Origin of the sequence: Methylocella silvestris (assembly GCF_002891535.1) — a bacterium.
Classification (GTDB): Bacteria; Pseudomonadota; Alphaproteobacteria; order Rhizobiales; family Beijerinckiaceae; genus Methylocapsa; species Methylocapsa silvestris_A.
Map to the genome: position 1 here is coordinate 232,824 of NZ_PDZR01000001.1, position 13,550 is coordinate 246,373.

Consider the following 13,550-nt stretch of genomic DNA (forward strand, 5'->3'; position numbering starts at 1 on the left):
CCGCCAGGGGAGGATGAAAATCAATGTCTCTATCTTTGCACAGCATAACGCAACAAAAAGGGATCCCGATCGCGGAAGCGACGCGGAGGATCGCCGACCTCGGCTGGACGCCGACCTATGTCAAGGAGGCGATGACTTTCCCGACTGACTACAAAATATCGAAGCATCCAAAAGATCCGATGAAGCAAGTCCTGCGCTCTTATTTTCCGATGCAGGAAGAGAAAGACAACCGCGTCTATGGCGCGTTGGACGCGGCCCTGCGCGGCGATATGTTCCGTAATGTGGAGCAGCGCTGGGTCGAATGGATGAAGCTGTTTTTGGCGATCATTCCTTTTCCGGAGATCTCCGCCGCCCGTTCGATGGCCATGCTTGGTCGCCTCGCGCCAGGCGACGAATTGCGCACCGGCTTCACGATGCAGATGGTCGATGAGTTCCGCCATTCCACGATTCAAATGAATCTCAAGAAATGGTACATGGAGAACTATATCGATCCGGCGGGCTTCGACATCACGGAAGCCGCTTTCGGAAAATGCTATGCGACGACCATCGGGCGCCAGTTTGGCGAAGCCTTCCTGACCGGCGACGCCGTGACCGCGGCCAATATCTACCTTCAGGTCGTGGCGGAAAGCGCCTTCACCAACACGCTTTTCGTCGCCATGCCCTCCGAGGCTGCGCGTAACGGCGACTATGCCTTGCCCACGGTGTTTCTGTCGGTGCAATCGGATGAATCCCGCCATATCGGCAACGGACATTCGTTCCTGATGTCGGTTCTGAACAACCCCGACAACCATTTGCTGCTCGAGCGCGATATCCGTTACGCCTTCTGGCAGAACCACGGCATCGTCGACGCCGCGGTCGGGACGATCGTCGAATACGGGACGAAACATCGCGACAAGAAGAAGGAATCCTATGCGGAGCTTTGGCACCGCTGGATCTATGAGGATTATTATCGCACCTATATGCTGCCTCTCGAGAAATACGGCATCAAGATCCATCACGACGATGTCCACGCGGCGTGGGACCGTATCGTCAAAGAGGGCTATGTCCATAAGGTGGCGCAGTTCTTCTCGGCCGGCTGGTGGGCCAATTTCTGGCGCCTCGAAGGTCTTGATGAATACGACTTCGAATGGTTCGAATATAAATATCCGGGCTGGTACAATGAATATGGCGCGTGGTGGGAAAACTACCGCAAGCTGTCGAAGCCCGGTAGCGTTCCGATCACTTTCGCCGACACCGGTTATGTCTATCCGCATCGCTGCTGGTCGAATCTCGTCCCTTGCGTGATCCGCGATCAGTTCACCACCGATGTCGTTGACGGTGAGCTTTATACCTACGGTCATGAGATCGACCGCTGGACCCACAAGGAGGCGTTCGCCGGGGAATATCAGGGTCGGCCGACGCCGGCGATGGGCCGCTTCAGCGGCAAGCGCCAGTGGGAGGAGCTATATGACGGCTGGGATGTCGCCGACGCCATCAAGGACATGGGCTTTGTGCGTCCCGACGGCAAGACGCTGATGGCGCAGCCGCATCTGTCCCTGGAAGAAAAGGACATGTGGACCCTCGATCACGTGCGCGGCTACACGATCAAGGCGCCGATCAAGATCCTGCGTGACCTTTCACCGGCTGACCGGGAGAAGCATATCGCCGACTATAAGAAGGGCTTTACCATCAAGCGTCTTTAACCCGAAACGCATGGACCGGCGCCGCGGGGCGTCGGTCCGGTTGACGCAACAGAAGCATATCGATCCGGCCGCGCCGGCCCATGTGGCGGGCGCGCGCGGGGAGGAGGGAAATTGGTCAGCAAGCCTGATACGAGTAAGCCGCTGCATATGGTGCGGCTGCAGCCGACGGGCACAGAGTTCGGCGTCTATGAGGGCGAGACAGTCCTTAACGCTGGCTTCCGGCAGGGCGTCGCCCTGATCCATGGCTGCAAGGAAGGCCAATGCTCCGCATGTAAAGCCGTGCTTTTGGATGGCGATGCGGAGATGCTTAAATATTCCACCTTTGCGCTTCCAGAGGCGGAGCGCGATTCGAACCATGTGCTGCTCTGCCGCACGATCCCCTTCAGCGACCTCGAAATTGAACTTCTGATGTTCGACGAGGAGTTGCTTTCGCATTCGGTCGCGGTCAGCGAATTTGTTGGCGAGGTGGCGATCGTCGAGGCGTTGACTTCGGATATCAGACGGCTTGTCGTGACTCTCGATCGCCCGATGACGTTTTTCGCCGGGCAATATGCCGACATCACCTTGCCGGACAGCGCAACGACGCGATCCTATTCGATGGGCAATCCGCCAAGCGATCCACGGCGGCTTGAATTCATCATCAAGAAATATCAAGGCGGGCGTTTTTCGTCTCAACTCGATACGCTGGCCCCCGGCGCGACAGTGACCGTCAGCGGACCTTACGGCACGTGTTTCCGCCGGGAGCATCGCGATGAGGCGCCCCTGCTGCTGATCGGCGGCGGCTCGGGATTGGCGCCCCTTCTGGCGATCCTCGAGGATCAGATTGCGGAGGCGCCGCAGCGGCCGATCCGGCTGTTCTATGGCGCGCGGACGCAGGCCGATCTGTTCTGGCAGAAACGGTTTCAGCAGCTTCAGTCGGAATTGCCGGATTTTCGCTTCGTTCCGGCCCTGTCGGCCGCGTCCGAAGACGGCCAATGGAGCGGCGAACGCGGCTTTATCCATGAAGTGGTTCAGCGCGGGTTGAAAGCGGAGCAAATCGGCGACGGCGCCGACGCTTATGCCTGCGGTCCACCTCCGTTGATCGACGCCGTCATGCCGGTCTTGCAGATGGCGGGAGTTGAGCCCGACCGTATCTACTTCGATAAATTTACCCCGGCGACAAACTAAGAACTATGCTCAGGAGGACATGGCGCGATGAATATTCAGGTCAAGGTGGACGAAGACGTCTCGGGCGCGGCGGGCGCAAAAACCTTTCCGGGATCGGACAGCCGCCGCTACAATTATTTCGAGCCGAAAGGCCGCAAGGCGACGCACTACGAGGACGTCACCGTCGATGTCCAGCCTGATCCGGAACGCTATCTCGCACAAGGATGGATCATAGCTTTCGCCAACGGCGACCCGACTTACAGCAAGGATTGGACGAAGGTCAAAAGCTCCAACTGGCACGCCTACCGCGCCCCCGACCAGGAATGGGAGCGCACGCATTATCAGCGTCAGTCGACCATTATCGGGACAACACAGAACATCATCCAGAACGGTCGCCGGTCCGGCGCGCCGGACCGCTTCGACAAACAATGGGTCAAGATCCTGCAGGATCATCTTGGCGCTTATAAACACGTCGAATACGGACTTGGCACCGCCCTGATGCACGCGCAGCGCCTCGGCTACACGCAGATGGTCAACAATGTTCTTTTGACCAATTGCTCGTACAAGATCCGGTTCGCGCAGGACATCACGCTTTATCTTGGCGAACTCAATCTCGATCTCCCGGCGCTCGATCTTTCCGCCGGCAAGACGCACTGGCTCGAGGATCCGCTGTGGCAGGACGCTCGCGCCGCTGTCGAAGGCGTCATGGGCACCAATGATTACATCGAACAGACTCTCGCAACCAATGTTTGCATCGAACCGCTCATCTGCGAGCTCTTCCGCAGCGGGTTCATCATGCAGGACGCAGCCGCCCAGAACGATTTCATCACGCCATCGGTAATTGCGGCGGGTGAGGCGGACTATGAGCGCAATCTCGTCAATTGCGTAGAGTTGCTAAGCATGCTTGTCGCAGATCCGGCTCACGGCGCGGAGAATCGCTCGATCCTCACAAATTGGCTGCAGGAACATGGCGGGCGCGCGCTGGCGGCGGCGAGACAACTGCAGCCCCTGTGGTCCTTGCCGGTCAATAAGCGGGCGCGGTTCGACGAAGTCCTCGCCGTGCAGCTCGCGCGCGTCGACTCGATCACAACTGCGATCGGCCTCGATCCTCTTGCGCGCTGACATTGAGAGCAAATCTTGCGGACGCCGCCTGCCGTCCGCGTCTGCTATTCCCTTTTATCGAGGAGTCTTCACTCGTGAGCGCTGAACACACCACCAATATCTTCAAATCAATGGATCAGATCCGATTCGACGAGACGATTTCGCACCAATGCGGCGTCACGATGAACGACAGCGTAGAGGCGCGCGCGATCGCCGAAGTCATGGAGGGAAAGCCAGGGATCCGGATTACCTATTTGCCGGCGATGATCCGCATCGACGGCGAAGGCAAGATCACCTTCGATATGAAGGAGCTCACCGAGGCGCTCGGCCGGGAGATGACGCCGTATCTTTTCGAGATCTCGACCTCCACCCACTACGGCCGAATGGTCATGCTCGATGACGACACTGTGGTTCTTTTCGGCGATATGGAAGAGGCCATGGCCTTTGAATAGGGGCGCTGCGGCGCGGCCTCGGCCGGAGGCTTGAGCTTGCCATTTGAAACAACGGCCGCTGCGGCGGCCGTTGTTCGCGCATCGGCGAAACATTGGCGCAAAGCCTGAATCCGACAAAAGAACAAGCAATAAGAATAACAGGGAGATGAATATGCCGAAGCTGATGTTGCATGGGGCGCAGGCGCGCGCTGCGCTGGCGCGTGGAGTCGGAAAGCTTACGGCGGCAGTCGGCGGCACGCTTGGCCCGCGCGGATTGAACGCGATCATCGATCGACCCACGGGCTCGCCGATCGTGTCGCGCGACGGCGTCAGCATCGCCGATGAGATCGAGCTTGAATGCCGGTTCGAGAACCTCGGCGCGCAGATCGTGCGCGAAGTCTCGAAGCAAACGGCGGAGATCGCCGGGGACGGCACGACGACCGCGACCGTGCTTGCAAATGCGCTGGTTCAGGAAGGGGTCGCGATTCTCGCTGAAGGCGGAGCCGCTGCGGCCGATCTGATCGAAGGATTGGACGAAGCCGAGCACGCCATGGTTGAGGCTCTGACTGCGCGCTCGAGACCGCTCGCGGGCGCAAGCGAACTGCGCTGCATCGCCTCGGTGGCGGGGGCCGACGCGGCGCTCTCTGACGTTGTGGCGCGCGCGCTGGAGGCGGTCGGCGCAGAGGGGGTCATCACGCTGGAGCAGGGGGAAACAGACGCCGATATCATGGAGCTCATCGAAGGCTTCTCCTTCGATCGCGGATATGTGTCACATCATATGATAACCGATGTTCCGACCATGCGGGCGATTCTGGAGGACGCCTATATTTTACTGACGGATCACAAGATCAATCGATTCGAGCAGATCCAGGCCCTGGTCGAAGAGGTTCAGTCGAAGGGCGCCAGCCTGCTGATCATCGCCGAAGAGCTCGATCCCAAAGTGTTGATTGGTCTGCTGGCGACGCGAAGCGTTGGCCACGGTCGCTTCCTCGTGGTCAATCCGCCGGATTTCGGCCATTGGCGCAAGCAAATGATGGAGGATATCGCCATCCTGACCGGCGGCGAAGTCATATCCGGGGATCTTGGCTATCTGCTCGAACGCACGAAGCTTGAAAATCTCGGGCGCGCCGAAAGCGTCATTTCTTCGCAATTTGAGACGATGATTCTCAAAGGACGCGGCGCGCCTCAAGCGGTTGACGCGCGGCGCGCGCAAATCCGTCAGCAGATCGAACTCGCGCCGCAAAATATCGAACGTGACAAGCTTGACGAGCGGCTGTCGAAAATGACGTCGGGCACGGTGCGCATCAAGGCCGGGGGCGTGACTCCAGCAGAGCGCCGGCGCCGACTGCAATTGCTCGACGACGCGATTTGCGCGGGGCGCGCCGCGCTTCGTCAAGGCGTCGTCGCCGGCGGCGGAACGACCCTTGCCGAACTCGCCGGAACGATCGCGCCAAAGAGCGCGGACGCGAACGCGGGCGTGGCGAAGGGAATATCGCTGTTCTGTTCGGCGATGCGCCGTCCATTGCGCCAGATTGTTGAGAATGCGGGCCGCGATCCGGACGCGATCGTCGATGCGGTAATCAAGGCGCCAACGGGGGTTGGCTTTGACGCGCGTTCGGGCAAACTGGCGGATATGTTCGAGGCGGGCGTGATAGATCCGGTACTGGTGACCATCGCTTCGGTCCGCAACGCCGTTTCTTCGGCAAAGCTCATTCTCGGAACGAACACGTTGATCGTCGATCGTATCGAGCAGAACGATCCGACCGCGGGCCCTGCGCGGGGCGGCGGCGCGGAATTGCTCGGGCGTGCGTGAGCCCATTTCCGCTGCGGCAAAGGTGAAAAAGGGAGCAAATAGCGGTTGTTTGGAAAGGGTCAAGGGAATAAACTTGCCGGGCTGACGGTTCGCAAAGACGGGCGGCTGCAATTCTACGCTGGCATTTTACCTGACCGGCGGGGGGAACGTTCAACGGGACATTCGACGCGATGAATCTTGACCAGTTGGATGAATGGGCGGCCCCCGAAGCGGGAGCCGATCCCGCGCAGGAACGCGTCATCATGAAGGCGTGGGAGGATTATCTTTCGGGCGCCTCCCATCGCCTCAAGGTTCGCAACGTGGTGGCAAAATCCTGGGAGCGCTGCGCCGCAATCGGCATTGACCACAAAGTTGCCGGCTCAAGAACAATCCTCGCGCAGCGCGAATTCGAGCATCGGCTGCGCGCCAATAGCTTGTTGCTCCATGCGGCGTCAAAAGTCTTTTCGGAAGCGCAGCAGACCCTGACCGGAACAGGCTCCATGCTGATCCTGACGGACGTCGACGCCGTCGTTCTCGACGCGGTCGGCGATCCTGGGACGCTTGACGCGGGTCGGGACATCAATCTCGTCGTCGGGGCCGACTGGAGCGAGGCCAACGCCGGGACGAATGGCATCGGCACCACTCTGGCTTCGCGTTCGCCGGTACTGATTCATGGCGCCGAGCATTTCTGCGCGCTCACCAAGAACTGGACTTGTGTCGGCGCTCCCGTGCGCAACCCGCTCGACGGCTCTCTTCTGGGGCTTGTCGACATGTCCGGGGCAAAGAGCACATTTCAACAGCACAATCTCGCCTTTGCGGTGATGGTGGCCGGCCGGATCGAAGCGGCGCTTTCGCTGCAACTCGAAGGCGAGCGCCGCATGCTGATGGAATATAGCTCGACCATGGGCAGGGGATGGTCTGACGGTGTGATCGTCTGCGATCGCAGCGGCAGGATCGTCTCGGCCAATGAACATGCCTATCGTCTGCTGGCCCGGCGCGGCGAGACGCGAGACGGCGTGGAGTTGGGCTTTCAGTCCGATCAGCCGCTGTTGAAGCTGAGCAATGACGGCAGAAGCTTCGATCTGGCGGCGGCTGCCCGTTACGGCATTAGCCAAGACAATCTGCTTCCCGTTCATCATGAGGATTCCCTCATTGGCGCAGTCGTGATCGCCGCGACGGCGACGCGGCCCTCGGTTCCGGCGATCAAACGCGCCAACGCCTTCGATCCGATCGTCACCAAATGCGCCGCCATGCTCGATGTTGTTCATCGCGCCCGCCGACTCGCCGTTTATCATGCGCCTGTGCTGATCCAAGGCGAGACAGGCGTCGGCAAGGAGCTTTTCGCCCGGGCGGTGCATGACGCCAGTCCTTGCGCGGACGGGCCGTTCGTCGCATTCAACTGCGGCGCCGTCTCGCGCGAGCTGATCGCCACGGAGCTTTTTGGCTACGTCAAGGGCGCTTTTACCGGCGCGTCGGCGAATGGGGCCCTGGGGCGATTCGAGCGCGCCAACAATGGCACCCTCTGTCTCGACGAAATCGGCGAACTGCCGCTCGATCTTCAGCCCTTTCTCCTGCGCGTTCTGGAGGAAGGGACGGTTTGCCGTGTCGGCGACACCATGCCTCGCCCGATAAAAGTCCGTCTTATCGCAATGACCAATCGCGATCTTCGCGAGGAAGTGGAGAAAGGCCGCTTTCGGCGAGACCTTCTCTACAGATTGAATGTCTCGACGCTAAAGGTTCCACCGTTGCGCAAGCGTGACGGCGACGCTGTGCTGCTGGCGCAGCATTTCGTCGACTATCTGTCGAAAAAACATGATCTCGGCTTGAGGCGCTTTCCGCCGGATGTGCTGAGCATTTTCAAGACCTATCCATGGCCTGGCAACATTCGCGAACTTCGCAATGTCGTCGAAAGCGCGCTCTTGTTGTGTGACACGCCGATTATCGGGCGCGGCTGGCTTCCCGACGAGATCCTGGACTATCGACCGCCCGAACCCGAGCGCATCGCTGCGCCTCTCGCCGCGCCGCGCCGGGCCGAGGAGGCCAACCGGCCAGGTTGCGAAGCCAGTTCCGCGAGTGATTTGCGCAGCCTCGACAAACAGCACATCGAGCGTGTGTTGCATCGCTATCAGGGCAATATCAGCTTGAGCGCCGCGGCGCTCGGAATCGCGCGCACGACTCTCTATCGCCGCCTTCGCGCCTATGGGCTCGACGCGCCGCGCGAAGGCGAGGCCCTTTCGGATCAAGATCAAATCACTGATTGAGCCCCAAAGTGAGACGGCGCTCCGCTGCGCCGGCGAGGGACGTCCGAGGAATTCCATGTGCAAGATATTCAATGAGTTAGATGCGTCATCCTATCAATGTCAGACGCGCTCCGTGCGGCTCGGCCGTCACGTGACGTCGATCCGGCTTGAGGCGCTGTTTTGGCGCGTCCTAGAAAAAATGGCGGCTTCCGAAGGCGCGACGCTCGGCCGTCTGCTTACCAGACTGCATGATGAAAGCCTTGAGTTTGAAGGAGAGATCGGAAATTTCACGGCCCTCCTGCGGTGCGCCTGCATTGGCTACGCTGCGGAAGTCGGAGCTCGCGCGCAATTTCCTTCGCTGCTGGAGGCAGGACCCCGCGGCTTTGCCGATTTGCGCAAGGATTTTGGAAAGCCTGCGTTTTTTGATTAGATATTGGCGCCCGGCCCGCCTGATGATGACGCCGCGAGGCGATAAAATTTAGGAAGGTAGTAGTCACTTACTACCTGTTGATCGAGCGGCTCTGTAGCTTCCAAATCACGGCTGTCGCGGCGCCGAAGGCCCCGACATTCTGCCGGATGGATGGGGCGCCTGTTTGGCCGGGCCCTTGGTTGCAAGAGGGTTTTAATTGACTGGAGTTGGTCTGAACAAGCATCGCCCGGTGATCGTGCTGGCTGTGCTTGGTTCGCTTCATGCCGCGGCGACGGCGCGCGCCGAGGATGTCGATCCAGGCAGGCGGCAATTTGCTGCGAGTTGCGGCGTTTGCCACTCGGTTGATCCGGGCGCGAGCGCGCGACAGGGTCCAAATCTGCGCGATGTCTACGGGCGCAAGGCTGGAAGCGCCGCGGGCTTTGCCTATTCGCAGGCGCTGAAAGGCGGAGATTGGATCTGGGACGAAGCGACGCTCGATACATGGATCGCCAATGCCCAGGAGGCTCATCCGGGAACGTTCATGACCTATCGCCAGGCTGATCCGCAGAAGCGAAAGCTCGTGATCAACTATCTGAAGTCCCTGTCGGCATCGAAGTGAGAGCGGCCGGATGACCAAAGCTATTCATATGATGATACGCGTCATGGAGGAAAGCCGATCGGTCGCCTTCTATGGCGCTGCCTTCGGTCTTGAAATCGCCGACCGCTTTCCCTTCGACGATTTCACGCTCGTCTATCTGCGCAGTCAGGATGCCGACTTCGAGGTTGAACTTACAGTGAATCTTGGCCGGATCGAGCCCTATACCCACGGCGAGGGATATGGCCATCTGGCGTTTGTCGTCGACGACCTCGACACGGAGCACAAGCGGTTTGAGACGCAGGGGCTAAAGCCCCAGCCGATCAAGGAGTTCTTTCGCGGCGGACGATTGATGGCGCGATTCTTCTTTGTTCAGGATCCCGACGGATACAAGATCGAGGTTTTGCAAAAACACGGTCGCTATCGTTAGGCGAGCGCCGGCGGCGGCGAAGTCGCCCGATGGGCCAAAGATACAAAGCCGGCGCGACGGCGTCAGGGAGAAAGCCATGAAGACACATGAACGCAAGGCGCCGGCGGCGGCAATGGATCGACGCCGTTTCATCGCAGGCTCGGCGAGCGCCTCGGCGGCGATTTTTATCTCAGGCGCCGCCATCATCCATCCAGGCGAGGCCTGGGGCCTTGAGGTCAAGACGCTCGCCCCGGCCACCATGCAGACTCTCGTCAAAGCGGCGCGCGATATCTATCCGCATGATCGCCTGAGCGACAAATATTACGCCCTGGCGGTGAAGGGATATGACGCCAAGGCGGCGGAAAAGCCAGAGCTCAAGGCTTTGATTGAAGGCGGCGTCGCAGATCTCGACAGCCGCGCTATGGCGCGCCATGGCGTGCGCTATGTAGAGATCGGGTGGGAGGCCCCTCGCGTGGCGATACTGAAGGAGATAGAGGACGGTCCGTTCTTCATCATGATCCGTTCGGGTCTCGTCGTCGGCCTCTACAATCAAAAGGAGATATGGCCCTTATTCGGCTATGAGGGCGAAAGCGCGTCTGAAGGCGGCTACATCAATCGCGGCTTCAACGATCTGAACTGGCTTTGAGGCCCATGGGGATAAGGATTTGATGATGGCTAAATTCGATCTCAATGACGAGTCCGTAGTCGTGATCGTCGGCTCTGGCGCGGGCGGCGGAACGCTCGGCGCCGAGCTCGCCTTGAAGGGCGTCAAGACTGTGATCCTGGAGGCGGGACAGCGCTTTGAGATCGAGGATTTCCTCAACGACGAATGGGCATCTTTCTCCCAGCTCTCGTGGAGAGATGCGCGCACGACATCGGGGTCATGGCGCGTTCACCGCGATTTTCCCAATTTGCCCGCCTGGATCGTCAAGGCGGTTGGCGGCACGACGATTCATTGGGCGGGCGCATCGCTGCGCTTTCAGGATTATGAGTTTCGCGCGAAAAGCCATTACGGGGACATGCAGGGCGCGAATTTGCTCGACTGGCCGCTCTCGCTTGATGAGCTTGAGCCCTATTATTCGAGGGCCGAAGACAAGATGGGCGTGACGCGCACCAACGGCATCCCCGGTCTGCCTGGAAACAACAATTACAAGGTCTTTGAGGCCGGCGCGAAGAAGCTCGGCTACAAGGAGGTGCATACAGGGCGGATGGCGATCAATTCGCAACCGCGTGACGGACGAGGCGGCTGCCAGCAGATCGGCTTTTGCTTTCAGGGCTGCAAATCCGGCGCGAAATGGTCGACCCTTTACACTGAGATTCCCAAGGGCGAAGAAACCGGCAATCTCGAGGTTCGTCCGGACGCGCAAGCGGTTCGCATCGAGCATGACGCTGCCGGGAAAGCGACCGGCGTCGTCTATGCGAACAGCGCCGGCGTGCTGCGGCGCCAGAAGGCGCGGGTTGTCTGCGTCGCCGGCAATTCCATCGAAAGCCCGAGGCTTCTGTTGAATTCGGCTTCCTCGACCTTCCGCGACGGTCTCGCCAATTCGTCAGGGCAGGTGGGACGCAACTATATGCGTCATACCACCGGCGCCGTCTTCGCTATTTTTGACGAGCCGGTCCATATGTATCGCGGCACCACCATGGCGGGCGTCATCCGCGACGAAGCGCCCCATAATCCTGCGCGCGGCTTTGCGGGCGGCTATGAGTTCGAGACCATTTCGGTAGGGCTTCCCTTCATGGCCGCTTTCCTCGATCCTGGCGCGTGGGGCCGTGAGTTCGCCTCGGCGCTGGATTCCTATCAGAATATGGCAGGACTCTGGATTGTCGGGGAGGATATGCCGCAGGAGAGAAACAGGATCACGCTTGATCCGACGGTCAAGGACAAGTTCGGCCTTCCAGTCGCCAGCGTCCATTATGATGATCATGCAAATGATGTCGCCCTGAGAAACCACGCCTATCGGCAGGGCATGGCGCTTTATGAATCTGTTGGGGCGACGCGCGTCTTTCCGCAGACGCCTTATCCGTCGACGCATAATCTTGGCACCAACCGCATGTCGGCGAACCCGCGCGACGGCGTCGTCAACAAGCATGGGCAGACCCACGATATAAACAATCTCTTCGTCTCGGACGGTTCGCAGTTCACCACAGGCGCCTGCGAAAATCCGACGTTGACGATCGTCGCACTGGCGATTCGGCAGGCCGAGCATATCGCCGGGCGCCTCAGCGCCAACACGATCTGACGTAAACTCGACCTGCAGCGACGTAGGCTAGCGCTGGAAGGGACATCAGCCCGACGAGCGGCAAACCTGCGCGGATCCCAGCCGGAGCTTCAGCGTGGCGGCGCCACGCTCGGGGCGGCCGCTGAAATGGCCAGCTGACGCCCGGCCCCTGCACCTGATTGGCCTTCGAGGCTAAAGAGCGCGGGCGCGGCCTGCTGTCTTTGCGACGGCGGATCGTCTGGCTCCGTTCAGGGCGCAGCGTCTCAGCACGGCGCATTTTCCTTCACATCATCAAATTCCTCGGTCGCGGAGCGGGCGCGAGGCGGCGCTCCCTTCCTGAGCCTGCGGACGCGTGGTCCCGGCGCGCATTGTGCGATGTGCGCTGCGGCGCCGCTTGTAAGACTTTGATAGGCGATCGATAGTCGCACTATTGGACGCAACGCATTTTGGAGCGCGGCATGCCGCTCGAATCCGAACACTTCAAAGGCAACGACCGCTTACAGAGCTGCCTCGTCGCAGATCCGTTTCATGTGCTGGAAGGCGATCGAGGCGCCCATGTCGCCTTGATCCAGCAGGCTTTGACGATCCTTGGCGCTGGCTTGATTGACGCAAACGAAATCACCCGGGAGTTTTATGGTCCTTCGACCTCCCGCGCCGTGCTGAAATATAAAGGCCCGCCACGAAACATACTCAATACGCAACTTCGTCAGACGATACCCGATGCGATCGTCGGCAAGCGGACCATCGCGTGGCTCGATGAAGACATGAAGGGGGTCGAGAAAACGCCCCCAAGTCAATTCGTCTGCACGAATAAACTGGGCGAGCCGCACGATCACTCGAAATGCCGCCCGCTTCAGGTGGAGGGCCATCTCCTTACGCCGAAAAATCCCAACCGCTGGGGCAGGATGATCAATATCTACGGGACATACGAGACTGACTATCTCGGCTTTGAAGACTATTCCTGTAATCCTCTTTATTGCGACCACGACGGCGGGCCGCTCAGAAAACTGACCTATAAATCGGAGAGAGGGCCGGGCCTCGAGGACAATAGCGTCAGCGATATCTGCCTGCGATCTTCCCCGCTCTATAATCGTAAGGATACGCACCAGCCGAACGGCATGAATGAAATAGACGAGATCAGCAGGCTTTCCCAAACCGGCTGTCGCATCACCTTCGCCGGGGAGGAGGTGTTTATGCTAAAATTACTAACAATAGCGACTATTGTTGAAAAAGTCGCTATTCAAACCTTGAAAAACAATACAAATCCGTCTCTGGGGTACTCAACAAGCTATGCGTGGGTTTTAATTAAGCTTGGTTGATCCTGTTCCGTCAGAAGCAACGAACAGGCATTTAGAGCGTCAACCCAGGCAGCGACTGTTTCCTCACGATCGACGCGGTGGCGGGAGCCGCGATGGCCAAAAGAACGGACCCGGGCGCGTTTTCAGGTCGCGCAGAGGCGGCGCCCTGCAGCCCCTCCAACGAGAGGCGATCGCCGGAGGAAGAAATTCGCTCGCTCCAAGGGACTC

Annotated in this window: 12 protein-coding genes; all 12 read left to right on the top strand. The window is 59.6% G+C overall.

What is annotated here, in order from left to right:
- The first annotated feature begins 23 nt into the window (after positions 1–23).
- On the top strand, positions 24–1,682 hold the full coding sequence (locus CR492_RS01050; protein WP_102841854.1) for a methane monooxygenase: 1,659 nt from the start codon (positions 24–26) through the stop codon (positions 1,680–1,682).
- Positions 1,683–1,793: 111 nt separating this feature from the next.
- Positions 1,794–2,849 carry an NADH:ubiquinone reductase (Na(+)-transporting) subunit F gene (locus CR492_RS01055; RefSeq protein ID WP_245411918.1) on the top strand — a complete coding sequence of 352 codons (1,056 nt, stop codon included), beginning with the start codon at positions 1,794–1,796 and terminating at the stop codon, positions 2,847–2,849.
- Positions 2,850–2,876: 27 nt separating this feature from the next.
- Entirely contained in the window at positions 2,877–3,950 is a 1,074-nt protein-coding gene (locus CR492_RS01060; RefSeq protein WP_102841856.1) for an aromatic/alkene monooxygenase hydroxylase subunit beta, read from the top strand.
- Positions 3,951–4,060: 110 nt separating this feature from the next.
- Complete coding sequence (locus tag CR492_RS01065) at positions 4,061–4,381, top strand: MmoB/DmpM family protein (protein WP_102842319.1); 321 nt, start codon at positions 4,061–4,063, stop codon at positions 4,379–4,381.
- 151 nt (positions 4,382–4,532) lie between these two features.
- Entirely contained in the window at positions 4,533–6,173 is a 1,641-nt protein-coding gene (locus CR492_RS01070; protein WP_102842320.1) for a molecular chaperone GroEL, read from the top strand.
- 170 nt (positions 6,174–6,343) lie between these two features.
- Positions 6,344–8,413 carry a sigma-54-dependent Fis family transcriptional regulator gene (locus CR492_RS01075; protein WP_102841857.1) on the top strand — a complete coding sequence of 690 codons (2,070 nt, stop codon included), beginning with the start codon at positions 6,344–6,346 and terminating at the stop codon, positions 8,411–8,413.
- Positions 8,414–8,468: 55 nt separating this feature from the next.
- The gene (locus tag CR492_RS01080; RefSeq protein ID WP_102841858.1) at positions 8,469–8,822 is read left to right on the top strand and encodes a ribbon-helix-helix domain-containing protein; all 354 of its coding nucleotides are present in this window, start codon (positions 8,469–8,471) and stop codon (positions 8,820–8,822) included.
- Between the two features lie 196 nt (positions 8,823–9,018).
- Complete coding sequence (locus CR492_RS01085; RefSeq protein ID WP_245411919.1) at positions 9,019–9,420, top strand: c-type cytochrome; 402 nt, start codon at positions 9,019–9,021, stop codon at positions 9,418–9,420.
- Between the two features lie 10 nt (positions 9,421–9,430).
- Positions 9,431–9,826 carry a VOC family protein gene (locus CR492_RS01090; RefSeq protein WP_102841860.1) on the top strand — a complete coding sequence of 132 codons (396 nt, stop codon included), beginning with the start codon at positions 9,431–9,433 and terminating at the stop codon, positions 9,824–9,826.
- 76 nt (positions 9,827–9,902) lie between these two features.
- A complete protein-coding gene (locus CR492_RS01095; protein ID WP_180982384.1) occupies positions 9,903–10,451 on the top strand; it encodes a Twin-arginine translocation pathway signal in 549 nt (182 codons plus the stop codon).
- Positions 10,452–10,476: 25 nt separating this feature from the next.
- Positions 10,477–12,045 carry a GMC family oxidoreductase gene (locus CR492_RS01100; RefSeq protein ID WP_102841861.1) on the top strand — a complete coding sequence of 523 codons (1,569 nt, stop codon included), beginning with the start codon at positions 10,477–10,479 and terminating at the stop codon, positions 12,043–12,045.
- A gap of 437 nt (positions 12,046–12,482) precedes the next feature.
- Positions 12,483–13,343, top strand: coding sequence for a peptidoglycan-binding domain-containing protein (locus CR492_RS01105; RefSeq protein WP_146030130.1), 861 nt, complete (start codon positions 12,483–12,485; stop codon positions 13,341–13,343).
- Positions 13,344–13,550 lie beyond the last annotated feature (207 nt).

Excerpts from the sequence above, each read along its gene's own strand:
- CR492_RS01050 (WP_102841854.1), top strand. The coding sequence starts at position 24 with ATGTCTCTATCTTTGCACAGCATAACGCAACAAAAAGGGATCCCGATC.
- CR492_RS01060 (WP_102841856.1), top strand. The coding sequence starts at position 2,877 with ATGAATATTCAGGTCAAGGTGGACGAAGACGTCTCGGGCGCGGCGGGC.
- CR492_RS01065 (WP_102842319.1), top strand. The coding sequence starts at position 4,061 with ATGGATCAGATCCGATTCGACGAGACGATTTCGCACCAATGCGGCGTC.
- CR492_RS01070 (WP_102842320.1), top strand. The coding sequence starts at position 4,533 with ATGCCGAAGCTGATGTTGCATGGGGCGCAGGCGCGCGCTGCGCTGGCG.
- CR492_RS01075 (WP_102841857.1), top strand. The coding sequence starts at position 6,344 with ATGAATCTTGACCAGTTGGATGAATGGGCGGCCCCCGAAGCGGGAGCC.
- CR492_RS01080 (WP_102841858.1), top strand. The coding sequence starts at position 8,469 with ATGTGCAAGATATTCAATGAGTTAGATGCGTCATCCTATCAATGTCAG.
- CR492_RS01090 (WP_102841860.1), top strand. The coding sequence starts at position 9,431 with ATGACCAAAGCTATTCATATGATGATACGCGTCATGGAGGAAAGCCGA.
- CR492_RS01095 (WP_180982384.1), top strand. The coding sequence starts at position 9,903 with ATGAAGACACATGAACGCAAGGCGCCGGCGGCGGCAATGGATCGACGC.
- CR492_RS01100 (WP_102841861.1), top strand. The coding sequence starts at position 10,477 with ATGGCTAAATTCGATCTCAATGACGAGTCCGTAGTCGTGATCGTCGGC.
- CR492_RS01105 (WP_146030130.1), top strand. The coding sequence starts at position 12,483 with ATGCCGCTCGAATCCGAACACTTCAAAGGCAACGACCGCTTACAGAGC.